This is a genomic window from Bifidobacterium pseudolongum subsp. globosum (assembly GCF_000741295.1).
In the GTDB taxonomy this organism is placed as follows: Bacteria; Actinomycetota; Actinomycetes; order Actinomycetales; family Bifidobacteriaceae; genus Bifidobacterium; species Bifidobacterium globosum.
The window spans coordinates 503,878-529,068 of the sequence record NZ_JGZG01000005.1 but is presented as its reverse complement, the minus strand read 5'-3'; the positions used below and the strand labels follow the sequence as shown (position 1 = coordinate 529,068).

20 protein-coding genes are annotated in these 25,191 nt (G+C 62.3%); 14 read left to right on the top strand and 6 right to left on the bottom strand.

Going from position 1 to position 25,191, the window contains the following annotated elements; genetic code table 11:
- Positions 1 to 11 precede the first annotated feature (11 nt).
- Entirely contained in the window at positions 12 to 593 is a 582-nt protein-coding gene (locus BPSG_RS04505) for a xanthine phosphoribosyltransferase (protein ID WP_022857631.1), read from the bottom strand.
- Between the two features lie 212 nt (positions 594 to 805).
- On the opposite strand from BPSG_RS04505, the gene BPSG_RS04500 reads away from it, so the two are divergent.
- Positions 806 to 3,334, top strand: coding sequence for a UvrD-helicase domain-containing protein (locus BPSG_RS04500; RefSeq protein ID WP_026643161.1), 2,529 nt, complete (start codon positions 806 to 808; stop codon positions 3,332 to 3,334).
- Positions 3,335 to 3,550: 216 nt separating this feature from the next.
- Positions 3,551 to 4,177 carry a 30S ribosomal protein S4 gene (rpsD, locus tag BPSG_RS04495; RefSeq protein WP_022857629.1) on the top strand — a complete coding sequence of 209 codons (627 nt, stop codon included), beginning with the start codon at positions 3,551 to 3,553 and terminating at the stop codon, positions 4,175 to 4,177.
- A 108-nt stretch (positions 4,178 to 4,285) separates the two neighbouring features.
- On the opposite strand, the gene BPSG_RS04490 is transcribed toward rpsD, so the two are convergent.
- A complete protein-coding gene (locus BPSG_RS04490) occupies positions 4,286 to 4,651 on the bottom strand; it encodes a phage holin family protein (RefSeq protein ID WP_022857628.1) in 366 nt (121 codons plus the stop codon).
- Between the two features lie 39 nt (positions 4,652 to 4,690).
- On the opposite strand from BPSG_RS04490, the gene BPSG_RS04485 reads away from it, so the two are divergent.
- The 6 genes from BPSG_RS04485 to mltG all read left to right on the top strand — a co-directional run bounded on the left by BPSG_RS04485 (position 4,691) and on the right by mltG (position 10,513).
- Complete coding sequence (locus tag BPSG_RS04485; protein ID WP_026643160.1) at positions 4,691 to 5,368, top strand: histidine phosphatase family protein; 678 nt, start codon at positions 4,691 to 4,693, stop codon at positions 5,366 to 5,368.
- A gap of 86 nt (positions 5,369 to 5,454) precedes the next feature.
- The gene (locus BPSG_RS04480; protein WP_026643159.1) at positions 5,455 to 5,859 is read left to right on the top strand and encodes a DUF948 domain-containing protein; all 405 of its coding nucleotides are present in this window, start codon (positions 5,455 to 5,457) and stop codon (positions 5,857 to 5,859) included.
- On the top strand, positions 5,859 to 6,095 hold the full coding sequence (locus BPSG_RS04475) for a hypothetical protein (RefSeq protein ID WP_026643158.1): 237 nt from the start codon (positions 5,859 to 5,861) through the stop codon (positions 6,093 to 6,095). Before BPSG_RS04480 ends, BPSG_RS04475 begins: the two co-directional genes overlap by 1 nt.
- Before the next feature lie 56 nt (positions 6,096 to 6,151).
- The gene (alaS, locus tag BPSG_RS04470; RefSeq protein ID WP_026643157.1) at positions 6,152 to 8,848 is read left to right on the top strand and encodes an alanine--tRNA ligase; all 2,697 of its coding nucleotides are present in this window, start codon (positions 6,152 to 6,154) and stop codon (positions 8,846 to 8,848) included.
- A gap of 6 nt (positions 8,849 to 8,854) precedes the next feature.
- Positions 8,855 to 9,304: a Holliday junction resolvase RuvX gene (gene ruvX / locus BPSG_RS04465; RefSeq protein ID WP_022857623.1), complete on the top strand. Its 450-nt coding sequence runs from the start codon at positions 8,855 to 8,857 to the stop codon at positions 9,302 to 9,304.
- Between the two features lie 27 nt (positions 9,305 to 9,331).
- A complete protein-coding gene (mltG, locus tag BPSG_RS04460) occupies positions 9,332 to 10,513 on the top strand; it encodes an endolytic transglycosylase MltG (protein ID WP_026643156.1) in 1,182 nt (393 codons plus the stop codon).
- Here mltG and BPSG_RS04455 read toward each other — a convergent pair.
- Complete coding sequence (locus tag BPSG_RS04455; RefSeq protein ID WP_026643155.1) at positions 10,510 to 10,974, bottom strand: prepilin peptidase; 465 nt, start codon at positions 10,972 to 10,974, stop codon at positions 10,510 to 10,512. The two genes, mltG and BPSG_RS04455, sit on opposite strands and share 4 nt — an antisense overlap.
- A gap of 44 nt (positions 10,975 to 11,018) precedes the next feature.
- Here BPSG_RS04455 and aroC point away from each other — a divergent pair, with 44 nt between their 5' ends.
- Genes aroC through aroQ form a run of 3 tightly spaced genes read left to right on the top strand, consistent with a single transcriptional unit; the run spans position 11,019 to position 14,377 of the window.
- Positions 11,019 to 12,206, top strand: a complete 1,188-nt coding sequence (gene aroC / locus BPSG_RS04450; protein ID WP_026643154.1) for a chorismate synthase — start codon at positions 11,019 to 11,021, stop codon at positions 12,204 to 12,206.
- Between the two features lie 5 nt (positions 12,207 to 12,211).
- Positions 12,212 to 13,861: a bifunctional shikimate kinase/3-dehydroquinate synthase gene (locus BPSG_RS04445; RefSeq protein ID WP_026643153.1), complete on the top strand. Its 1,650-nt coding sequence runs from the start codon at positions 12,212 to 12,214 to the stop codon at positions 13,859 to 13,861.
- Positions 13,862 to 13,915: 54 nt separating this feature from the next.
- The gene (gene aroQ / locus BPSG_RS04440) at positions 13,916 to 14,377 is read left to right on the top strand and encodes a type II 3-dehydroquinate dehydratase (protein WP_026643152.1); all 462 of its coding nucleotides are present in this window, start codon (positions 13,916 to 13,918) and stop codon (positions 14,375 to 14,377) included.
- 53 nt (positions 14,378 to 14,430) lie between these two features.
- On the opposite strand, the gene BPSG_RS04435 is transcribed toward aroQ, so the two are convergent.
- From BPSG_RS04435 to BPSG_RS04425, 3 genes are all read right to left on the bottom strand, one after another.
- On the bottom strand, positions 14,431 to 15,396 hold the full coding sequence (locus tag BPSG_RS04435; RefSeq protein WP_026643151.1) for a GIY-YIG nuclease family protein: 966 nt from the start codon (positions 15,394 to 15,396) through the stop codon (positions 14,431 to 14,433).
- Positions 15,397 to 15,423: 27 nt separating this feature from the next.
- Entirely contained in the window at positions 15,424 to 16,098 is a 675-nt protein-coding gene (locus tag BPSG_RS08830) for a hypothetical protein (RefSeq protein ID WP_236822919.1), read from the bottom strand.
- A 101-nt stretch (positions 16,099 to 16,199) separates the two neighbouring features.
- The gene (locus BPSG_RS04425) at positions 16,200 to 16,625 is read right to left on the bottom strand and encodes a hypothetical protein (RefSeq protein ID WP_026643149.1); all 426 of its coding nucleotides are present in this window, start codon (positions 16,623 to 16,625) and stop codon (positions 16,200 to 16,202) included.
- A gap of 183 nt (positions 16,626 to 16,808) precedes the next feature.
- On the opposite strand from BPSG_RS04425, the gene BPSG_RS08300 reads away from it, so the two are divergent.
- From BPSG_RS08300 to pulA, 3 genes are all read left to right on the top strand, one after another.
- Positions 16,809 to 18,497: a hypothetical protein gene (locus BPSG_RS08300; RefSeq protein ID WP_152595142.1), complete on the top strand. Its 1,689-nt coding sequence runs from the start codon at positions 16,809 to 16,811 to the stop codon at positions 18,495 to 18,497.
- Between the two features lie 14 nt (positions 18,498 to 18,511).
- On the top strand, positions 18,512 to 19,303 hold the full coding sequence (locus BPSG_RS04415; protein WP_026643147.1) for a hypothetical protein: 792 nt from the start codon (positions 18,512 to 18,514) through the stop codon (positions 19,301 to 19,303).
- 684 nt (positions 19,304 to 19,987) lie between these two features.
- Positions 19,988 to 25,027 (top strand): type I pullulanase, encoded by a 5,040-nt coding sequence (pulA, locus tag BPSG_RS04410; protein WP_236822920.1) that lies wholly within the window; start codon positions 19,988 to 19,990, stop codon positions 25,025 to 25,027.
- Positions 25,028 to 25,191: the final 164 nt, after the last annotated feature.

Sequence of the window (25,191 nt, the reverse complement as noted above, 5' to 3'; positions counted from 1 at the left end):
CTCCTGTGCGGTCAGTGGCGGAAGGTCACGGTGCCGTTGTCGGCATCCATCGACTCGACAATGGCCAGCGAATCAAGGTCGAATCCCGCCTCGCGCAGACGGTCGCCGCCACCTTGGAAGCCCTTTTCGATGGCGATGCCGATGCCTTCCACCGTGGCGCCGGCATCCTCGCACAGCTCGATGAGCCCCTGAAGCGCCTTGCCGTTGGCAAGGAAGTCATCGATGATGAGCACATGGTCGTCCGCCGACAGGAATTTCTTGGCCACGATCACGGGGAACTCACGCTGCTTGGTGAACGAATACACCTGCGTCACGTACTGTTCACCGTCGAGGTTGATCGATTGTGCCTTCTTGGCGAACACGACCGGAACATTGTCGAAATGGCGTGCGGCCACGCATGCGATGCCGATGCCGGAAGCTTCGATGGTCAGGATTTTGGTGATCGGCTTGCCTTGGAAATGTTCGGCCCACGCCGCGCCCATGGCGTCAAACAGCGCCACGTCGCACTGATGGTTGAGGAAGGCGTCCACCTTGAGCACATTGCCCGGTTTGACCGTTCCCTGCTGCCTAATCCGTTCCTCAAGTTCCAGCATCTGCGTCCTTCCGTTTGGGAATGCGGCACCGATGGCGGCACAGGGTCTCCAGTGTGGTGCGCGTGTTGTTGGGTGATATGTCGCATCACTGTACGCCGTGCAACTGACCGCGGTGTGCAGCGCCGACGCGTGCCGCCGGGGCGTGACCAATCGGTGTGCTAGATATGGTAGCCGGCCTGTTCCCGGGGCCCATGGCTACGAAAGGAAGCGACGTGCAGCAAGATCCCGACGTCATCGCCCGACCACCAGAGGCGCTGATTGGCGATTTGAACCCACAGCAGGCCGAAGCGGTCCAATACCGCGGACCGGCCCTGCTCATCGGCGCGGGCGCGGGCTCCGGCAAGACGCGCGTGCTCACCCGTCGCATCGCCTGGATCCTCACACAGTTCGGCGCATGGCCGAGCCAAGTGCTTGCGATCACTTTCACCAACAAGGCGGCCGCGGAGATGCGCGAACGTCTCGAATCACTCATCGGGCCGGTCGCTTCCCGCATGTGGGTCTCCACGTTCCATTCCGCGTGCGTGCGCATCCTGCGGCGCGACGGCGAGCGCATCGGCCTGAAATCCGGCTTCACCATCTACGACACCGCCGACTGCGATCGCCTCATCAAGCTCATCGCCAATGATTTCAACTTCGATGTGAAGCGTTATACGCCCCGCTCGATCCTTGCGCGGATCTCGGATTACAAGAACAACCTGACGGGTACGCGCGAGATGCTCGCCCAGTATGCGCCCGACTTCAAACCCGGGCAGCGCGGATACCGTGTGGGGCGCATCGGCAATCCGGAGGAGCTGTATGCGGTCGTCTATGCGGAATACCAGCATCGGCTCGCCGCCGCGAACGCCGTGGATTTCGACGACCTGATCGTGCGCACGGTGGAGCTGCTGCGCGCCTGCCCAGACGTCGCGGAGTACTACCACCGCAAATTCCGCTACATCCTCGTGGACGAATACCAGGACACGAATCATGCGCAGTATGTGCTCATCCGTGAGCTCGCAGGCGTGGACGCCGGCGAACACGCGGACATGGGCGCCGTCGGCGCGGGGCGCGTGGGGCCGGCGTGGATCACCGTGGTGGGTGATTCCGACCAGTCCATCTACGCGTTCCGCGGAGCCGACATCCGCAACATCCAGGATTTCGAACAGGATTTTCCCAACGCGAAGACGATCATGCTCGAACAGAACTACCGTTCGACGCAGACGATCCTCGACGCGGCGAACGCGGTCATCGCGCACAACGAGGGGCGCAAGCCGAAGCGCCTGTGGACCGCGGCGGGCGCGGGGGAGCAGATCACCGCATACGCCGCGGACACCGCGCAGCTCGAAGCACATTGGATCGCCGCGCAGATCAAACGCCTGCACACGGACGACGGCGTGCGCTACAGCGACATCGCCGTCATGTACCGTGCGAACGCGCAGTCGAGGTCGCTCGAAGAGGGGCTGATCCAGGCGCGCGTGCCGTACCAGCTCATCGGCGGTACGAAGTTCTACGAGCGGCGTGAGGTGAAAGACGCGCTCGCCTATCTGCAGGCGATCGTGAACCCGGCCGACGACATCAATATGCGGCGCATCCTCAACGTGCCCAAGCGCGGCCTTGGCGCGCGCGCGGAGTCGCAGGTCACCCTGCATGCCCAGCAGATCGGGGGCACGTTCTGGGACGGCGTCGCGCACGCGGACCAGATCGAAGGCATGACGGCGCGCACGCTCAACCCGCTCATGCGCTTTGCCCAGATGATGCAGGAACTGCGTGAGTTCGCCCAAGAGCATGATGCGAAGCCTTCGCAGATCGTGGCCGAGGTGCTCGAACGCAGCGGGCTGCTCGAGGAACTCAAGAAGTCGCAGGACCCGCAGGACCAGTCGCGTGTGGAGAACCTGTCGCAGCTGCAGTCCGTTGCCGCCGAATACGAGCAGAACACGCCTGACGCGACGCTCGCCGGGTTCCTTGAGACGACGGCGCTTGTGGCCGACTCCGACCAGCTGCCCGATGAATCGCAGGATTCCGGCAAGGTGACGCTGATGACGCTGCACACCGCCAAGGGCCTCGAATACCCGATTGTGTTCCTGACGGGCATGGAGCAGGGCACCTTCCCGCATGCGCGCGCCATGGAAGACACCAGTGAGCTGTCCGAGGAACGCCGTCTGGCGTATGTGGGCATCACGCGCGCCAAGCGGCACTTGTTCGTCACGCGCGCCGCCGTACGTGCGCAGTGGGGGCGTTCGGCCGAAATGATGCCGAGTCAGTTCCTCGACGAGATCCCGGCCAACCTGATCGACTGGAAGCGCAAGGAGGCTGGCATGGAGCGCATGCGCTCCGGCTGGCGTGCGAACGCCTCGCATGACTTCGGCGCGCACGGCGGGTGGAACGACGACGAGTTCGACGCCCCGAGCTCATTCGGCGGGTCGTCATATGGCTCACGCTCGTCGTACGGGTCCGGGTCGTCGTACGGGTCGCGTTCGACCTACGGGTCCGGTGTACGTGGCTCCGCGGCGCATGCCGGCAAGGTCACCACGCGCCGGGCCCCGGTGCGCCAGCCGGCGCAGCCCGCGTCGTCGTTGAAGGCCGACAACCACTTGCGCATCGAGGACTTCGCCGTCGGCGACAAGGTGACCCACGATAAATTCGGTTTGGGCACCGTGGTGGACGCGCAGGACAAGGGGCGCAACTCGGTGCTCACCGTGGACTTCGGGTCGAGCGGCGTCAAGCGGCTCATGCTGCGTGTGGCGCCGATCGAAAAGCTCTGACTGGCCCACGTCCATAGGGCCGGTGTAGAATACTTCGCTGGTGCCGATTCGCACAGGACCGGCATCGTCTGGAGCCTTAGCCCGTCGATGGGTCGGCGGCGTGATGAGCGCCGTTCGTGCATGGCACGACGAAGCATCGGAGAGGCTGGCTCAACACAGCGCCGCAGGCGTTGTGTTCCGTTCAGACAACGACAGAACAACCAAAGGAACAAACACATGACGAACGTTCAGCGTTCCCGCCGTCAGGTGCGTCTTTCGCGCGCCCTCGGCATTGCACTGACCCCCAAGGCTCAGCGCCTTTTCGAAAAGCGCCCGTATGCTCCCGGTGAGCATGGCCGCACCCGCCGCCGCGCCGAATCCGATTACGCGGTCCGTCTGCGCGAAAAGCAGCGTCTGCGCGCCCAGTACGGCGTGTCGGAGAAGCAGCTGCGCGCTGTGTACGAGAAGGGCACCCACACCGCCGGCCAGACCGGCAACGCGATGCTCACTGACCTCGAGACCCGCCTCGACGCCCTCGTGCTGCGTGCCGGCATCGCCCGCACCACCGCGCAGGCCCGTCAGTTCGTGGTGCACCGCCACATCCTCGTGGACGGCAACATCGTCGACCGCCCGTCCTACCGCGTGAAGCCGGGCCAGACCATTCAGGTCAAGCCGAAGAGCCAGACCATGGTGCCGTTCCAGATCGCAGCCGAAGGCACGCACCGCGATGTGCTGCCGCCGGTCCCGGGCTATCTCGACGTCAACCTGGCCTCCCTCAAGGCCACGCTGACCCGCCTTCCTGAAGCGGAGGAGATTCCGGTTCAGGTCAACATCCAGTACGTGGTCGAATTCTACGCCCGCTGATCTGGATCCACTTACTGTACTGATACAGTTCAAGGACATACACAACGAAGCCCCGCAATGTGCGGGGCTTCGTTGGTTGTGGGGAACCGTGCGGCAGCGGGGAGCGGCTCACGAGCCGATCGCGGCGCTGACGATCCCGGAGACGATCGACATGATGATCGAGCCGAGCACGGCCCACCAGAACCCGTCGATCGTCACGCCCACATCGAACAGGCTCAGTGAAAGCCACGATGCCAGTTCCATGAACAGCCAGTTGATCACGAGCGCGAGGAAGCCGAACGACAGGATGGTGAACGGCAGTGCCAGCGTCTGCACGACCGGCTTGATGGAGGCGTTGAGCAACGCCATGAACAACGAAAACGCCGCGATGCCCAGAATGGGCGGTTGCCCTACGGCATGCATGCCGGGCAACAGCAGCACCATGACGGCGGCCGCCACGGTGAGCACGAGCCACCGGATAAAAAATGAAGCCATGGTATTGATTATGCCGGTGCGGTGCGATAATCGTGAACCATGATCATTCATCTTCATCTTGTGCGCCACGGACAGACGTTCTTCAACCGGTACAACCGCCTGCAGGGGTGGTCCAATTCTCCGCTCACCGAAGCTGGCCTCGCCGACGCCGACCATGCGGGATCCCTGCTGGCGGGCATCGATTTTGCCGCGGCCTATTGCTCGGACACCACACGGGCGCAGACGACCGCCGAACGCATCCTCGACGCCAATGAGCAGGCGGGTCATAGGCGCCCTGCGCTTGTGTCTGACATGCATTTCAGGGAACAGTTCTACGGGTATTACGAAGGCCAGGACATGTCGATGGCATGGCTGGCGGCCGGTGGTCCACACGGCGCTCCGACCTATCAGGCGATTGTGTCACAGTACGGTCTGGCGGCCACACGCGACTTCCTCAAGGAGGCCGACCCGTTCCACGACGCCGAGTCGGATGACGAATACTGGCGCCGTATCGCCGGCGGGTATGCGCTCATCGCCGCGAACACCGGCCTGCACGACGGCGACCATGTGTTGCAGATATCGCACGGCAACACGTTGCTCAGTCTCATGCAACGCTTCGCGCCGGCCGGCTACGACCTGAGCGAACGGCCCGCGAACGGTTCGGTGACCGTCTTCGATTTCGATACAAGCGAACCATTTGATTCCGCGCTGCGGGTCGTCTCATACAATCAGCGTTGAGCTTGGCTGGTCTGGGTGATTGGTTACGCTAATGCGGGTAAGAGTCGTCGTGGCGTATGCCGTGACCAAGAAAGAGGTGCACATCCATGGGTGCTGGTGAAATTGCAGGACTAATCGCGGCGATCGCCTTCGCCATCCTTGCCGGATTCCTGATCTACCCGTTGATCCGTCTTGGCAAGCTGTTCGACCAGATCGCCGACACCGTCAAGGAGACCGGCGACCATGCGCTGCCGGCGCTCGATGAGGGCGTGACCACAGTGCAGCAGGTCAACAAGTCGCTCACCGACGTGAACAAGATCTCGGCAGCTGCGTCGAGCACAGCCAACAACGTCGGCGCATTGACCAACCTCTACGGCTCGTTCCTGGGCAAGCCGGTCATCAAGCTGGCCTCCACGTTCTATGCGATGAAGGTCACCGCGCAATCGTTCCTGCATAAGAACCAGGCCAACAAGGCCTCCGTCGTCGTCGTCGAAGAAGCCAAGGGGGAGTGATGTTCAAACGTCTGTTCTGGGTGGGGCTCGGTGTGGTCGCCGGAGTCGTCGCCGTCAGCAAGGCCCAAGCGTATGTGAAAGCCAACACGCCCGACAAGGCGCGTCAGTTCCTGCTGGGTCCCGATCAGGAGAACGTGGGCATGCGCACGCTCGAAGGCCTCGTCAATGAGTTCACGCAGGTGCGCCGCACGCGCGAAGCGGAGCTCAACAACCGTTACATCGACAAGCTGCAGTGACCCCAACCGCAGCCAACCCACAACCACATAGGACATACCAAGGAGCGTCCCCCTACATGCGTACCGCGCAGATCGCACAGACCTATCTCAATTATTTCAAGAAGCACGACCATCTGGTGGTGCCGTCGGCTTCGCTCATCTCGCCGAACCCCACCACGCTGTTCACAATCGCCGGCATGGTGCCGTTCATCCCGTACCTGATGGGGGAGCAGACCCCGCCGAGCCACCGCATGGCGAGCAACCAGAAGTGCGTGCGCACGCTCGACATCGAAGAGGTGGGCAAGACCACCCGCCACGGCACCTTCTTCCAGATGCTGGGCAATTTCTCGTTCGGCGACTACTTCAAGGAAGAGGCCATCCACTACGCCTACGAGCTGCTCACCCTGCCGGTGGAGCAGGGCGGCTACGGCTTCGACCCCGAAAAGCTGTGGATGACCACCTACACCGACGACGAGGAAGCCCGCGCCATCTGGCGCAACGAGGGCGTCGACCCCGAGCACATCCAGATCCTGGGCATGGAAGACAACTTCTGGACGACCGGCGGCCCCGGCCCCGGCGGCCCCTGCTCGGAGATCTACGTGGACCGCGGCCCCGAGTACGGCAAGGAAGGCGGCCCGATCGCCGACGAGAACCGTTACATCGAAATCTGGGACCTCGTGTTCGAGAACTACATGGTCGACAACGTCAAGTCGAAGACCGACCTGCACATCGCCGGCGAGCTCAAGCACAAGAACATCGACACTGGTGCTGGCCTTGAGCGTCTGGCATACCTGCTGCAGGGCAAGCAGAACATCTACGAGACCGACGAGGTCTTCCCGGTCATCGAGGCCGCGGAAAAGCTCGCGGGCGTCAAGTACGGCGAGAACGCCGACGCCGACGTCAAGCTGCGTGTCGTCGCCGACCATGTGCGTTCGGCGCTGATGATCATGAGCGATGGTGTGCGCCCGAGCAATGCCGGCCGCGGCTATGTGTTGCGCCGACTGCTGCGCCGCACCATCGAGGCGATGCGTGTGCTCGGCGTGATGACGCCGGTGATGCCGGAACTGCTGCCGGTTTCCGAAGCCGCGATGGAGCCGAACTACCCCGAGCTTGCCGCCACGTTCCACGATGTCTCCGAAGCCGCGTACGGCGAGGAGGACGCGTTCCGCCGCACGCTGACGAACGGCATCGAGATCTTCGACGTCGCGGTGAAGCAGGCCAGAGAGCAGGCGGCCGGCAAGCAGGACGCGCAGCCCGTGGTCTCCGGCGACGCAGCGTTCACGCTGCACGACACTTATGGCTTCCCGATCGAGCTGACCCTCGAAATGGCGCAGGACCAAGGTGTCAAGGTCGATGAGGCCAAGTTCCGTGAACTGATGAACGAACAGAAGTCGCGCGCCCGTCAGGATGCACTGAAGAAGCGCCACAACGTGGACCTGAGCGAATACGACGACTTCAAGAACAAGATGCAGGCGCCGATCGAGTTCCTCGGCTACACCGACATGACGTCGCGCAGCCGTGTCATCGGCATCATGCAGGAAGGCGTCGGCTCGGTGCCGGCGGTGTCGGCCCCCGCCACCGTCGAGGTGATCCTGGACCGTACGCCGTTCTACGCGGAGGCCGGCGGCCAGCTCGCCGATCAGGGCGACATCGTCTCTGATGATGGCGCCGTGCTTGAGGTGGACGACGTGCAGAAGCCGATCAAGGACCTCATCGTGCACCAGTGCCGCCTCATCGAAGGCACACTCGTCGTCGGTGCCGAAGTGACCGCGGAGATCGACGTCGAACGCCGTGGCGCGATCGCGCGTTCGCACACCGCGACGCACATCGTGCACAAGGCTCTGCGTGAGGAGCTCGGCCCACAGGCCACCCAGCGCGGTTCCGAAGACGCGCCGAACCGCCTGCGCTTCGACTTCCAGTGGCCCAAGGCCCCGACCAAGTCGCTCATGAGCGCTGTGGAAGCGCGCGTGAACGACCGTCTGCGCGACAATCTGCGTGTGTCTACGCAGGAGATGAAGTTCGACGACGCCATTGCGCTCGGCGCCATGCACCTGTTCGGTGAGAAGTACGGCGATGTGGTGCGTGTCGTGACGATTGGTGACGACGGCTGGAGCCGTGAGCTGTGCGGGGGCACGCACGTCGACTACGCCGGCAAGATCGGCATGGTCAACATCCTGTCCGAAGCCTCGGTGGGTTCCGGTGTGCGCCGTGTGGACGCGCTCGTGGGCCAAAGCGCCTACGATTACAACGCACGTGAGCATGCACTCGTCTCGCAGCTGTCCGACACGCTCAACGCGCGCCCCGATGAGCTCGCCGAGCGTGTGAACACGCTGCTCGCCAAGCTCAAGGATTCCGACCGCAAGCTCGCGTCGATGTATGAGGCGCAACTGGCCGCCTCGGTACCGCAGATCATCCAGACCGCCAAGGAATCGAACGCGCCGGTTGTGGTGGCCGCGAAGAACGTGGGCCATTTCGGTTCCTTCGACGTGCTGCGCAAGACCGTCATGGACATCCGCAACCGTCTGGGCGACGACAAGCCCGTGGTGGTGGCCCTCGCCGGCATGAACGAGGACGACCGCCCGATGGTGGCCGTGGCCACGAATGAGGCTGCGCGCAAGGACGGCATCAAGGCCGGTGACCTGGTGCGTGGCGCATCCAAGATGCTCGGCGGTGGCGGCGGCGGCAAGCCCGACTTCGCCCAGGGCGGCGGCTCTGACGCGACGCAGATCGACGCCGCGCTCGAAGCGCTGCAGCGTGAGGCCGTGAAGGCCTGAGCGCGTATGGTGTGGCTTGGCGTTGATCTGGGGAACGCACGGGTCGGACTGGCATTGTCCGACCCGGAGCTCACGCTGGCGCATCCCGCCGGCAACATCACAGTCCGGCGGGACTATTTCGAGGCGTTCGATGACGTGCTCAACGTCATCGAAGACAACCGGGTGGATCGTGTTGTCATCGGCCTGCCACTGGATATGGATGGGACCGAAGGGCGTAGCGCGAAAAAGGCGCGCCGCTGGTCCACCAATCTGGTCACACGGCTTGAACATGAGCGGAATGATCCACAATCTGGCATCACATGGACGCCAGATGTTATGCTCATAGATGAACGGCTGACGACGGTCGACGCCCATCGGCGGCTATTCGATGCCCAAATCGACAGTCGCCACCACAGGGCGGTCGTCGATCAGCAGTCCGCGGTGACCATCCTCCAGATGGCGCTCGACCGACCATGAGCATAGATGAAGTTATGAGGAGCAAGCGTGTCAGACGACATCCATGATTTTTTCAATGACGATGATTCATGGGGGAATGCGCAACAGGACGATGCGGGGGCACCCCCTGCACCACTCCGGTCGCGTCGCGACATGCGCATGAAGCGCAAAAGCAAGCAACGTCATAGGATGGTGAAACTCATCATCGCGATTGCGGTGGTCATCGCGCTGATCGTCGGTGGCATCTACGCCTACCGTGCCGTCAAACAATGGCGGCACAACACCCTTGCGGATTCCTCGGTCGTCGAGGATTACCCGGGACCGGGCTCCGGCAGTGTCGCGTTCACGGTCACCGCCGGGGAAGGCGTGACGCAGATCGCCGAGCATCTGGTGCGGGAGGGCGTGATCAAGTCCGTGGACGCGTTCACCGGCGTGGTCTCCGCAAACGACATGACGTTGTATCCGGGCACCTATGAGCTCAAACACCAGATGAAGGCGTCGCAGGCCGCGCAGATCCTCTCCGACCAAGGCAATGCCAAGGGCTTCGTGGAAGTGCGGCAGGGCGAACGTCTGCAGGCGGTGCTCGAACGTGCATCTGAGGCGTCCGGCATCGAACTGAAGGACTTCGAGGCCGTCACCACCAACGCCGAAGAGGCGTCGAAAATCCTGCCGGCGGAAGCCAACGGCAATTTCGAAGGCTGGCTTGAGCCGGGCGTGTACAACGTCTCGGCGGACCCCAGCGCTACGCAGATTCTTACCGATATGGTCAAGGCGCGCATCAGCAAGCTCGACGAGCTGGGCGTGACGCAAGGCGCGGACCGTGAACGCACACTGATCATCGCTTCCATCGTGGAAGCGGAGGTCAATTCGCCCGAATACTACGGCATGGTCAGCCGCGTCATCCAAAACCGACTCAACGACGACATGTCGCTCGGCATGGACAGCACAGTGGCCTATGGATTCGGCATCAACGGCACCGAATTGACGAACGACCAGCTCAACGACGGCAGCAATCCATACAACACGCGCGTCAACAAGGGACTGCCTCCCACCCCAATCAGCAATCCGGGCGATGACGCCGTCGAGGCGGCGATGCACCCCAGCGACGGCAATTGGCTGTACTTCGTGACGACGAACCTCAAGACCGGTGAGACCAAGTTCACCGACAACTACGACCAGTTCGAACAGTACGTGCAGGAGTACAAGCAGAACAACGACGGCGCGAACTAACCCAGGAACGCAATGGTGGCGACTCCCGCCGCCACGATGACCGGTGCGAACGGCGCTTTGCCGTGTGCACCGGTCATCTGCATATGCCGCAGTGCCTGCCATGCCAGGATCCATCCCGCGCCGATGGCCGCCATGCACATCCACCACAGCACAAAGGCGGTGGGGGAGTGACCGCCGACAGCGCATCCCACGAGCGCGCAGAGTGTGACATCGCCCAGCCCGACCGCGCCGGGGCGAATCAACGCGAGCGCCAACTGGATGCCAGCGCCCGCCACCATGCCGGTGAGCGCTCCGGCGAGCGCTTCCCATCGTCCTGCATATGCCGCGGCCACGGTGAATGCCACCAGTTGGCATAACACACCGCACGCGATCCATGCGCGCGGAATGCGCCGCGTGCGCACATCGTGCGCGCTTACGGCGATTCCGAAGAGCAGACTCGGCAGGTAGCAAAAGTACGGCATACCGTTAAGATAGTCGCAGTATTCACCGAGATAAAGGAGCGGGCATGTTGCGTTGGCAGACGGCGGGCGAATCGCATGGCGAGGCGCTTGTGGCGATGATCGAAGGGATTCCGGCCGGGGTTGAGGTCACGAGCGACGACATTCGTGGGGCCCTCGCCCGCAGACGGCTGGGGTATGGCCGTGGCGCGCGCATGAAATTCGAACAGGACCAGGTGCGTCTGCTCACCGGCGTGCGCCACGGCAGCACGCTCGGCTCGCCGATCGCCATCGAGATCGGCAACACCGAATGGCCCAAGTGGACGGAAGTGATGAGCGCCGACCCACTCGATCACGAGATTGCGCGCGAGGGCCGCAATGCGCCGTTGAGCCGCCCACGCCCCGGGCACGCTGACCTGACCGGCATGCGCAAGTACGGTTTTGATGACGCCCGCCCGGTGCTTGAACGGTCAAGCGCACGCGAGACGGCTTCGCGCGTTGCCTTGGGTGAGGTGGCCGCACGGTTCCTCGAGCAGGTGGCGGGCATCCGCACCGTCTCCCACGTACTCTCCATCGGTGGTGCAGGTGTCGAGGGACAGTCGGTGGACCCGACCCCCGACGACGTGGAGCGATTGGACGCCTCGCCCGTGCGCACGCTCGACAGTGATGCCGAAGCGCGGATGATTGCGCGCATCGATGAGGCGAAAGCCAATGCGGACACCCTTGGCGGTGTCGTCGAGGTGATTGCCTATGGCATGCCGGCAGGCGTCGGCACCTATGTGGAATCCGACCGCAGGCTCGACGCCGCCTTGGCCGCCGCGGCCATGGGCGTGCAAGCCATCAAAGGCGTTGAGATCGGCGATGGGTTCCTTGAAGCGATGCGCCCGGGCTCGCAGGCGCACGACGAGATGGTGGTGGGCGATGACGGCCATATCGACCGTCTGACGAACCGTGCCGGCGGCATCGAAGGCGGCATGTCCAATGGGCAGCCGATCCGCGTGCGCGCGGCGATGAAGCCAATTCCGTCAATCCCCAAGGCGCTGCGCACCGTGGATGTGGCCACCGGTGAGGCGGCCCAGGCGATCAACCAACGTTCCGACAGCACCGCGGTGCCAGCGGCGGCCGTTGTGGTCGAGGCCATGGTGCGCCTCACCTTGGCCCGCGAACTGCTCGAGAAGTTCGGTGGCGACAGTGTGGACGAGACACGGCGCAACCTTGAAGGCTATCTGGCCTCGTGGCCAGAGCACATGCGGTGAGTGCCATGGCCACCACAGCACATGATGGGGCGGTGCGTCCCCTAGCCGTCATCATCGGCATGATGGGTGCGGGCAAGACCCGGCTCGGCAAGGAAATGGCGCAGATGATGGGCCTGCCGTTCCGTGACGCCGACATCCAGATCGAACGGCGCATCGGCATGTCGATCCCACAGTATTTCGCACAGCAAGGCGAGCCCGCGTTCCGCGACGTGGAGCGTGAGGTGATCCTCGAGACACTCGAAGGCTTCGACGGCATCTACGCATTGGGCGGCGGCGCCCCGATGACGCCGGCCGTGCAGCAAGGACTGGCCGCATACGCGCGCGCCGGCGGCAAGGTGATTTACCTGCAGGCGGACCCGCATGAGGCCATGACCCGAGCACGCCGCGCCGGCGGCCGGCCGATGCTCGACGGTGACGCCGATGCACGCTGGATGGCCCTCTACGAACAGCGCGACCCGACCTACCGCGCCGTGAGCAACGTCGTGGTCCGCACCCACGGCATGACCCCCAAAACCGCAGCGAGGAAGATGATTGAGATGACAGACGAAGGCATTGTGCATGTAGACGGTTCCGGCATTGAGCCCTACGACGTGCGCATCGGCGAAGGCGTGTTGAACCACCTGCCGGACGTGCTCGGCGAAGGTCCGGTGCGCGTGGCGCTCATCCATACGCAATCCGTGCAGCGGCACTCCGACCGCGCCCGTGCGATCCTGCGCAAGGCAGGCTACGATGTGAGCGACATTGTGGTGCCCGACGCCGAAGCGGGCAAGACCGCGCACGTGGCCAACGGCATCTGGGAAAGGCTCGGCAACGAAGGCTTCACACGGTCCGACGCGATCGTCGGCCTTGGCGGCGGCGCCTGCACCGACCTCGCCGGGTTCATCGCGGCCACATGGATGCGCGGTGTACGCTATGTGAACTGCCCGACCTCGCTGCTGGCGATGGTCGACGCGTCGACGGGCGGCAAGACCGGTATCAACACGCCGCAAGGCAAGAACCTCGTCGGCTCGTTCTACACGCCCGCTGGTGTGCTCGCCGACCTGCGCACACTCACGTCGCTGCCGAACGACATCTTCATCGAAGGCCTCGGCGAAGTAGCGAAATCAGGCTTCATCCGCGACCCTGAGATCCTGGCGATCCTTGAGGAGCATGCCAGCGAACTGCGCGCGTTCGACGGCGAGACATTCCTCGACTCGCCGCTCAAACCCGTCGTCGCCGAACTCATCGAACGCACCGTGCGCGTCAAGGCGCACCATGTGTCCGCCGACCTCAAGGAAGCGGGCCTGCGCGAGTTCCTCAACTACGGACACACGTTCGGCCACGCGGTCGAACAACTCGAGCATTTCCGCTGGCGTCACGGCAACGCCGTGGCCGTCGGCATGATCTACGCCGCCGAACTGTCGAACCTGACCGGGCACCTCGACCGTCAGACCGTGGAATACACCTACGACCTGCTCGACCGGCTTGGCCTGCCCACGTCTTGGAACGGCGCCGATTTCGACGCGGTGCTCGCCCTGATGCACCGCGACAAGAAGGCGCGCGGCAATACACTGCGGTTCGTGGGGCTCGAAAAGATCGGCAAGCCGTTCCACCTCAACGACCCCGATGCTCAAGCGGTGCGCGAGGCGTTCGAACGCGTGCGCCAACAGGCGTGACGCGCAGACGGTATTATCATGGGGCTGGGAAGCCCGCAAAGGATTGGAGTGGATATGGCCGAAGCTGAGCCAGTCAAGGTGATCGTCGTCAACGGACCGAATCTCGGGCGCCTCGGCGTACGGCAGCCGGACGTGTACGGCAGGCAGGACCTCGAGCAGCTGCGCAGGCTGTGCACGCAGTGGGCGCAGGAGCTTGGTCTCGACGTGGACGTGCGGCAGACCGACGACGAAGCGCAGATGGTGCAGTGGATGCACGAGGCGGCCGAGGGGCAGAAGGCGGTCGTCATGAACCCGGCCGCGTTCACGCATTACTCGTATGCGCTCGCCGACGCGGCGCACATGGTGCTTGATGCGGATATGCCGCTCATCGAAGTGCATATCTCGAACCCGGCCGCGCGCGATGAGTTCCGCAAGCGTTCCGTGATCAGCCCGGTCGCCACCGGCACGATCACCGGCCTTGGCTTCTTCGGCTACAAACTCGCGCTTGAGGCGGTGGCCGAGCTGACGAAGGCGTGAGCGGAATACATTCCAACACCGATACGATGAGGGGAAGGGCGCCAGACGACCTGTCAGTCAGTGCCGGCATCCTCTCCTTCACCGGTACGGCGCCACTGGAGCTTGGAATTGTAGCCATGGGGGTGGTCGGCCTTTTCGTTTCGCACCGAGCCAAGCGTGTCCATCCACCAGTGCTCACGTTCGATGACCGTGCGGTCCGCCACACGGGGGTCGAAGATGTCGAGGATCGAATATTGGAAGTGCTCCTCGATGTACGACACCCCTTGTTCGGTGACCAGGTCTTTCAATAGCTTGTTGCCGCCGGTGTGGTCGCCTTGCGCGTATTCCTGCCAGCGTGACAACAGGCCACGTTCGCCACCATGGCGGCTGTAAGCCGAACCGACATAGTGCCAACCGGTGAGCGTGTCGGTCTGCAGATACACGGCGTTGACAGCTCCCAGTGCGCCGCGCCATTCGTCGTTATGCACGGCGGCGACGAGCTCTTTGAAGGACAGACGTACGTTGTCGTATCCGGGGAACGGCATCGCGGACACAGGCGATTGCGCGATCTTCTCGACGATCATCGTGTCGAAGAAGCGCGCCCGCAGCCCGGCATCGGCCATGTCGTTCACCATCTGTATCGCGCCTCGCCTCTTGCGGTAGACGACGACGGTGCGCGCTTCGAAGGGGCGGAAGCGCTCGATCGGTTTGCGTTGATAGACCTCGTTGCCTCCGCGCATCACCGTGTCACCAACCTCATAGCCGCCGATGAACAGCCAATGGGTTGCCGGTTTCTCACGGCTGTTGAGCTGGATGAACTGCAGCACCTTGCGCCGCCGTAGATTGCCACCGGCCCTGCTGCCGTTCCACCTGCGTGTGAACACCCAATCCATCAGCGCATCGTGCTGCTCATAATACATTGTCATAGCATCGAACCATGCGTCGCTGCTCTGATTCAACCTGATTGAATACTCCGAGAGCTCCTTCTCGGTGATGCCGAGCATCTTGAAGAATCCAATCGGTGAGTTGTCATGCTCCATGATCTGTTCCTTTCTTGCAGTGTGCGGTCATTGCTGCACGCGGTGTTGGCCCCGGGCGTCGGCGAGCTCATGGCGCTGCGCGTGCCAATAGGCGTCGTCCAATGCGGTGGCTCCTTGGGACATCATGTCGAACCATCCATCGTCGACCGTGAAGTCCGCCGTTTCGAACAACGTGAAATCCGCCGGCCAAACGGGGCGCAACTTGGAGCGGAAGGTGTTCAGGGAATCCGGTAACCGGGGGATTTCGTCAAGGCACAACGGGGGGAGTAACGTCGTCCCCTCCTCGGCAAGGGCGATACGATGCCTGCCGATATCGATGATGGCGCCGTCGTTGTGTGCCGCATCTGCGGTGATTTCGAGCAGCTGTACGGTCTGCCACAACCGGTCGATGGCTTCATCATAGATGTTCGTGCCATGTTCGTCATCGATGAGCTCACGATAGAACGGCTTGCCGTCGAAGGCCATGATGTTGAGCTCACGGAAGTCGTTCCCGGGAGCACCGGCGGACTGCAGCCGTGCGATGGAGGTGAATGGCACGGCGAGGGCTGTCGTTTTGTCCTCCGAGGGTGAGGTGACCGTCCAATCCGACCAAGCGAGCGTGGACAACCATCCGGTGACCGCTTGTTCGAGATTGTCCGCGCGCACCGAGCGCGGAACATCGGTGTTCTGGCGAATGCGATAACGGAACCCAAGCGTGGTCATAGGTGCCTTCTTCGATGCACGGACAGTATCTTTGCATCATCATAACTTATATAAAAGATAAAACGATGATGGACGCGCCCCATTGCGTGTTCCAGCCGGTTTTACTTGCTGTTGAGCGTTGTCGTCTCCGCGGTGACCGCCTCGGGTGGGATGATCGCGCGCTCGTCGAAATAGGCGATAGGATTTTTCGAATCGTTGCGTTCGAGCGTTTTGCCGATCCATGGGTCGTAGCGCTCGCCGGCGAGGTCACCGAGGAACCACATGCGCATGTCGTCGCGTTTGACGATGCCCTTGATTTTGGCGACGCAGACGACGACGTTGTCCGGGTTGAGGATGATGCCGATATCACATCGCACCGCGCGTCCCGGTTCGAGCTTCCACCAGCCGGCGCTGCAACTCCAGACGTCTCGCTGGGAGAGGCCCGGTTGCCAACCGATCGCGGTGATCGCATGGTTGTCGGGGTCTTGTTCGTCGTAGTCCAGGATCTTTCGCGGTCCGATCTTCATGGTGACGATTTCGGCCATCATCGTCCTTCCGTGCAAAGTACTTCATTATCTTTTTACCAAGATAGAGCAACATTCGGGCATGTCGGGATTGCCGTGGGCTCCGTACGACGATTTGACAGGTCGCTAGGCGTGGATTACAGTTCTAGCTACTTTTATCTTTTATAAAAGATAAAAAGATAAGGAGAGGCGATGGGGCGCAGGAGTATGGAGATTAGCGACGTCGTTGTCGTCGATGATGGGCGGATCCGGGGTGACGAGGCGCCAACTGAAACGACTGACCCCGATGAACACACCATGTCGCTAGAGGCCGTCGGCGCGAAACGTCGGCCATGCTGCGTGCGCCGATCGCATGGACCTTCGATCAAGAGAAAGGAACATGAGGGGAAGATGACACGTAGAAGAATGGAAACCGGTGACATCGTCCTTATCGATGCGCGCGGCGTCAACGCACTCGGCATCGTCGAGGAGATATCCGGCGATGCCGAAAAAACCGGTGGCTTGGGGAATGCCTCCCAAGGCAAGTGGGCGTATAGGATACGCATATTGTGTGGTTCCCGTCATGCCGATGGGTCGCCTGTGCCGGCGGATACGGACATCTGGATCAACGATGATCCATGGGATGTGCGGGTCGATGGCGAGGATGGGTATGCGCTGCCGGAGCACTTCCAAGGTGAGGATGTGGCAAGGCTGCTGGCGAAAGCCGGTGTGGCGCGCAAAAGCATGACCTCTGATGAGGAGGGGGCATGGAACAGGCGGAAACGGCGCACAGCCATCATAAAGTGGATTATCGCGGTGGTCTGTGTGGTTGCGGTCGTGCTGGGTGCGGGTGTCTTGGTGAAGCGTCACCGGCAGCAGGTTGCTGAACAGCAACGGCAGGAACGGTTGGACAACCTCATTGACAGCACTGATTCATATGCACTGGGACTACTGAGGCAGTGCGGCGATCTGCAGACGATCAGCACAGGGCTCGGCGCACAATATGCAACGGTTGCCCCCCGTACCGATGGGCTCGATTCAGCGACATTGGGGTGCATGCTTGAGTCAATGGGCGAGCAGGATACGGGAGCCAATGAATTGTCGCTCTGGCGAGCACTTATCGGCGCCTCCGTCGGAAACCTCGTGACGAATCCCAAACAATTGGAATCGTTGCCTTGGCAAACGGTGATGGATATCGAGATTCGGTGTGGCAAGGGTTTCGACAGTGTGGTCATGTGTGATGTCCGCAGTGGGGATGAATCATTCGGCGAGGGGGATACGAATGGTGGCGCCTCCTCGGATGATTCGGCGTCGAATGGATCGGCTTCCACAGATGCATCAACATCATCCACCAACAGCTCCGAGGAAGCCGGAGCGCAATCAGGGGAGGGTGAGTTCGATCCGGATAACGTCCGTGGCAGATGGTGCCGGAAGGATGGTGTCACTTGCGTCGTCATCACGCCACAGACCGAGGGGCAGGCGATGCCGCTTGTGATGGACACCTCCCAGATGGGTGATGCGAACCCGTTGCCGGACGGGCAGACGTCGACCCTGATGGTCCCTAATTATCAAAGCCAGCAGGATCCCGCGACCCTCAGGCAGCAATTCCACATGGTCACCGAATACACCTACCGCATCGACTGCAGCACCCAAACGGATGCAAGCTCATGTGACGGCGAGACAGTGCATAAGCCGGCATATGACCAGTCCACTGGCGCTCCTGCCTCGGCCGGCATCATCATGGTGCAGAAGCCATTGGAAGTGGTCCGCGTGGGGCCTGACAACACATTGCCCGTCGATGGGATCGATGCATCGAACCCACCGGCGCAAGTGGCGTATCTCATCATCAAACCGTACGGCGAAGCGCAACCCAACAGCGTCTCTGACGATATGGTGTTCTACTCGCGCATGACTTGAATGGAGGATGGCAGATGACCCGCAGAGCCATGAGATTGGGTGATGTCATCGTCGTTGACGGTGCTGGACTGGATGCGCTTGGCCTGGTGGTCGACGTCTCAACCGACCCCGCGCTGACCAAAGGCGTCGCCTACGATGGAGTGCCGGCGTACCGGGTGCGCGTACTGCATGGGAGGCGGCGTGAGGCGGGTGCCGTATTGCCCGTGCATGGGGATCTCTGGATCCGTGACAATCCATGGGATGTGCACATCGATGGTGAGGATGGCTATGCATTGCCGCATGTGTTCCAAGGTGTGGATGTCGACCGCATGCTGTCTGCGTATGCCGTTTCCAGACGTCCCCCTGAACAGGCTGCCACGCGCCGTTCCATGGCGAGCCTCAGCGCGTCCCCAAGAGTATGGGCCATTGTGGCGGTGATTGCAGTTGTTGCCGTTGTACTGCTTGTGCGTATGAATAATCGCCCGCATCCGGACATCTCGATTCCATTGGCGCAGGCATACGCCATGCACTGTGGTGCATATCCTGATCTACCACCAATCGTGTTGTCGAACAATGGGTTGAATGTGTGGAGAGGTGCCGAGGGGACCGTCTCGGAAGCGGATGAACCATGGACTTCCGATGCCTTTGCGTGTTTTGCGGAGCAGATTGGTTACACGAAAGGGGAGAGTGCTTTCGTTGAGGAGATGGAAGCAGCCGTTGGGCTTAACCAATATGTGATCAATAAGCACTTCGTGATGTTCTGCCAGCAAGTGCGGTACGTGGATGAGGTGTCCTGTGGCGTGTACAACAGGGCATTCATCGGCTAGGCGGCGTTGTTCCCCTGCTCCGAATGCCGCCTGTCCATGAACAGCGGCGTCGCTGGTCGCCACAATCAGCGAACCTGGGTTCTTTGGCTGCAAACGCGCGCTTGAGGCGGTGGACGAGCTCACCAAATGAACCTGCATTTCCACGGTTTGAACAGGAAGCATAAGTCTGGACCTGTGTAATATCGGGAGAAGACCCTCTGTCCCGTGGGTCGGAGGGTCTTTTTGTGCCGTGCAATGTGAACAGAGTGAGGCAATACGGTGCAGAAATAGTGTAGAATATTCCTGATTTCATTGCAAACGTGTGCAAAGCTCGTAGCTGAGCTCCTCGGAAATCCGTGCAATAGAAGCATGCGAGGGACTGCATACTTTGGCAAGCCGGCGCGTTGGTGGAGTGGCGGACGTACCGCAAGGCGCTCCATGGATGGGCCGGCCCAGGGAAAAGAGAAATGGAACATCTATGGTGATTCAGCAGGTTAGAGACTGCATGCGCCGGACCACAGGCATAGGCGTGGCCCTTGCCATGGTCGGCACGGGCGCCCTGCTCGCAGTGCCGATGGCGGCGAACGCCGCGGAGGACACCGGGCAGACCACCCTCCCGCGAAAACGGACGTGCAGGTGATCGCATTCCAGTAGACATGGAATTCGATCGCCAAGGAATGCACGAACACGTACGGCCCGCAAGGCGTGGCGTACGTCGAGATCTCACCGCCTCAGGAATCGATCCAGGGCGCCCAGTGGTGGACGAGCTACCAGCCGGTGAGCTACAAGCTCGATTCGAAACTCGGCACCGAAGCCGAGTTCAAGAACATGATCACCACCTGTAATGCCGCCGGCGTCGACATCATCGCCGACGTCGTGCTCAACCAGGCGACCGGTTCGGACGTCGCCGCAGGTGAGCAGACCGGCGTTGCGGGCACGAAGTACAACGGCTCGACCGGAGACTACCCGGGCTTCACCGGTGAGAACGACCGGTATCCCAAGGGCGTGACCGCAGCCGACTTCCACGACTACAACAACGGCGCGAGCATCTCCGACTACACCAACCAGCAGGAGGTGCAGGAAGGCCGCCTGAGCTCGATGTGGGACTTTAACACGTCGAGCGAGAAGGTGCAGGAGATCCAGTCCGATTACCTCGCCAAGCTCTACAAGATGGGCGTCAAGGGCTTCCGCATGGATGCCGTCAAGCACATCAACAACGAGGACATCAAGGGCATCAAAGACAAGATGGCCCAGAAGGTCGGCAAGAACGCCAGCGACATCTACTGGATCCAGGAAGTCATCGGCAATGCGAGCGAAGCGCCCGGCATCCAGCCGCGCAATTACCTGGAGACCGGCACCGTGACGCAGTTCGACTACAAGTCGGACCTCAACGCGAAGTTCAAGGGCAAGATCGCCGAACTCAAGGACCTCTCGACGCGCATCGGCGACCTGTCGTCGAATCCGAACGCGATTGCGTCCAAGGACGCGAACGTCTTCGTGACGAACTGGGACACCGCTCGCAACGACGGTGCGATCACGTACAAGAACGATTCGATGTACGCGCTCGCGAACGCATTCATGCTCGCCTATGACTACGGCACGCCGCGCCTGCTGTCGGACTATAAGTACGACGTCAACGACAACGGCGCCCCGGGTGCGATCGCGACCGAAGTGCCTGACGTGGACTTCGACGAGGCGTGCTCGACGAAGGACTGCGAATGGAACTGCCAGCAGCGTTGGACGACGACGCGCGGCATGATCGCGTTCCACAACTACGTGGACGGGACCGCCGTCGAGCAGTGGCAGGACGACGGCGCGAATAACATCGCGTTCTCGCGTGGCGACAAGGGCTTTGTCGCGATCAACAACTCGACCGAAGACAAGACGGCCGAATATGCGACCTCGATGCCTGACGGCGAGTACTGCGACGTCTACGGAGTGCAGGACTGCTCGAAGACCGTGACCGTCTCCGGCGGCAAGGTCAAGGTGACCGTGCCGGCGATGCAAGCCATCGCGATCTACGGCGGTGCAACGAAGACGACGCACCCCGTGTCTGACGTGGCCGTTGACCCGAGCACCCCGGACGTCGTCATCCCGGACAACACCGTCAAGCCGGACGACCAGACGACGACCGTGTGGTACAAGCCCGTCAACACGTGGGACAAGGTCTTCGTGCACCATGGCGCTGGCTCTGATTGGACAGCCGTTCCCGGCGAACAGATGGAAGGACCGGACGCGCAGGGCTACTACACGAAGACGATCGACACCAAGGGTGAGGATCACCAGATCTGCTTCAATAATGGTGCCAGCGAGTGGGACAGCAACGGCGGCCAGAACTATCTGATCCGCAAGGGCGTCACGCATGTCGCGGTCGAGGACGGCTCGCTGTCGGTGGGCAACCCCGAGGCGATCGGCGGCCAGTCCCGTGTGGTCATCCACTACAAGGAGGCCCCGGGCGATCCGGACTATTCGCTGTGGACGTGGGGCACGACCAAGACCGGCGACGGCCTTGACGGCGCACGCTACCAGTTCACCGGTGAGGACTGCTATGGCAAGGTGGCCGAACTGACGTTCGACAAGGAGCTCTCCGACTTCAGCTTCATCATCTCCACTGAGGACTGGTCCAAGAGGGTCGCGGTCAGCGACGATCCCGAGGACGGCAACCGTGACGTCAAGTTCACCGAGAAGAACGGCACTGTGGAAGTGTGGGTCGACGGCGTGAACTCGCCGCGTGAGACCCAGCTGGAAGCGCCCGACGACTACAAGTGCAAGGCCGACAAGGTCGACGTGACCGTGCATTACATGCGCAACGACGGCCTGTACTTCAACGCCGACGACACCGAGACGAAGGTCCCGCAGTGGGATCTGTGGATGTGGAACTCGAACAGCAATGGCTTCGCCTCGAAGTTCACGGGCCATGATGACTGGGGTGAGCTCGCCACCGCATCGTTCTCGAACTACACCTATCAGGCATCCAACGGCGAATCGGACTTCGGTCTGCTGCGCCGCTACGGTGTGGACGAATGGAAAAAGAAGGACGGCTCCGACGGTGACATCAAGATGACCGCCAATGCCATCGTCTTCAGCAATGACGGCACCGCCAAGGCAGAAGTCTGGCTCATGCAGGACGACCCGACCGTCTACACCGCGCGCCCGGCGCTCGGCGCCCGCATCTCGACGGCCGAGATCGCGCAGAACAACGCGATCGACGCGAAGCTGACGAAGCCGGCCGATGTCAAGGTTGAGGATGTGAAGGTGACCGACGCCAAGGACAATGCCGTCGACATCGACACGGTGAAGGCCAATGGCACCACCGTGACGATCACGCTGAAGAACAACCTCGACCTGACCGCGAAGTACACGGTCGAAATCGAGGGCTTCGGTTCGGCCGACGCCGTCGCGGGCTCCGTGGTGCGCACTGACGCCTTCGACAAGGAATACGCCTACGACGGCGACGACCTTGGCGCGACCTGGGCGGATGACGGCACGACCTTCAAGCTCTGGGCCCCGACCGCAAGCAAGGTCGAGCTCGTGACGTTCAAGGACGCCAAGACCGCCGACGCCGAAGCCGCCGACACCATCGCGATGGACCGCGGTGAGAAGGGTGTGTGGAGCGCCACGGCCAAGGTCGCCGACGGCACCGCCTACATCTACCGCGTGTCGTTCGCCGATGGCACCGTCAACGACTCCGCCGACCCGTACGCCCGCGCATCCGTGGTCAACGGCAAGCGTTCCGTGGTGCTGTCGCCGGCCAAGACGACGGTCAAGGACTCGGGTCGCATGGCGCCGTTCTCCAAGAACACCGACGCGGTGATCGCGGAGACGCACATCCGCGACCTCACGAAGAACGAGAACTCCGGTGTGGACGCCGCAAAGCGCGGCAAGTACCTGGGCATGATCCAGAACGGCACCACGAACTCCGCGGGCAAGTCCACCGGCGTGGACTACCTCAAGGAGCTCGGCATCACGCATGTGCAGATCCAGCCGATGTTCGACTACGCGAGCGTCGACGAGACGAAGCCGCTCGATGACTCCAACTACAACTGGGGTTACGATCCGCTCAACTACAATGTGCCGGAAGGCTCCTACGCCTCTGACCCGACCGACCCCGCCAACCGCGTGGTCGAGGCCAAGCAGATGGTGGACGGCCTGCATGCCAACGGCCTGCGTGTGGTCATGGACGTGGTGTACAACCATGTTGCCGATGCCGCGACGAACCCGTTCGGGCTCACGGTGCCGGGGTACTACTTCCGCTACCAGAACGGCTCGCTCGTCAACAACTCGGGCTGCGGCAACGACACCGCCTCCGAGCGTGCGATGATGCGCAAGTACATCGTGGATTCCGTGGCCTACTGGGCGAAGGAATACAACATGGACGGCTTCCGTTTCGACCTCATGGGCCTGCATGATGTGGAGACGATGAAGCAGGTGCGCTCGGCCCTCGACAAGATTGACCCGTCGATCATCATCGTCGGCGAAGGTTGGAACATGAACACCACGATGGACAAGTCCGCGATGTCGATTCAGCCCAATGGCTACAAGCTCGACACCCCGAACTCCACCATTGCGTTCTTCAACGATTCGATCCGCGACGGCCTCAAGGGCTCGGTGTTCTCCGATGAGGACAACGGGTTCGTCTCGGGCAAGCAGGGTATGGAACCGCTCATCATGAACAACATGCTCGGCTGCCGCAACCTCGACGGCACGGCCGAAGGCGCGTTCTGCACCAACGGCGACAGTGGAAACGACGGCAAGGACGGAATTGTCAAGTACGCGAATGCCGGCCAGGTGGTCAACTATGTGGAGATCCACGACAACCTGACGCTCAACGACAAGCTCGAGAAGTCGCTGTTTGTGCAGGGCCGCAACGAAGGCCTCGACGAAGCCGGGCAGAAGGCGAAGGTCATCGAGACCTCGAAGCTCGCCAACTCCGCCGTCTTCATGGCGTTCGGCATCTCCGAGTTCCAGGTGGGCCAGGAGTTCCTGCGCACCAAGGGCGGCGACGAGAACAGCTACAAGTCCGGTGATGCGGTCAACGCCGTGGATTGGGACCGTATGAACGACGCCGACTACGGTGACCACGCCCAGTACGTCAAGGACCTCATCGCGATCCGCAAGAAGACCTCCGCGCTGCGTGTCGAGAGCTATAAGAAGATCTCGAACAGCACGAAGGAACTCAAGGCGGCCGACAATGTGGTGGCGTACGAGATCGCCCGCGACAATGGCACCTACGTGGTGGCGCTCAACGCCGGCGACGAGGCCGCCGCCGTGCCGGGCGTGACCGCCGGCGACTACGGCGTGCTCGTGTCCAACGGCCATACCTACCTGCATCCGGTCCAAGCCGTGGCCCAGGCCGACAATGCCGATGGTGTGGACGCTTCAGTGGCCGGCGCCGCGATCGCGGTCAAGGATGGCCAGAACGTGGTGGTGCCCGCCCATAGCGCGGTGCTGCTCGCCCCGGTCGCCGACCTCGGCCAGCCGGACACCCCGGATCAGCCGGATACCCCGGATCAGCCGACCAAGCCGGATACTCCGGCCAACCCGGATGAGCCCGGCGACACCGACAAGCCGGCCGCCGGCGAACAGCCGGGTGGCAACGCCGCGGGCTCGCAGTCGTCCGCCGGCGCCGCGCAGCAGGTTGCCGGGGTCGCCTCGACCGGTTCGGCCATCGCGCTGCTGGTCGCTGTGGCGGTGGCCTTCGTGGCCGCGGGCGCCGGTCTGCTGATCGTCCGCCGCCGTGACTGAGACGGCAACGGTGCAGGCGCCATAACGGCGCGCATCAGCTGAATCCCGAGGAGGATGCCCCACAAGGCATCCTCCTCGCGCATTATCGGTGCGCATATGCATGGCACGCGAAACAACGGCGTTGCGCCGCACCATCGGCGATTACAGTGGGAACGAGCGCCCGC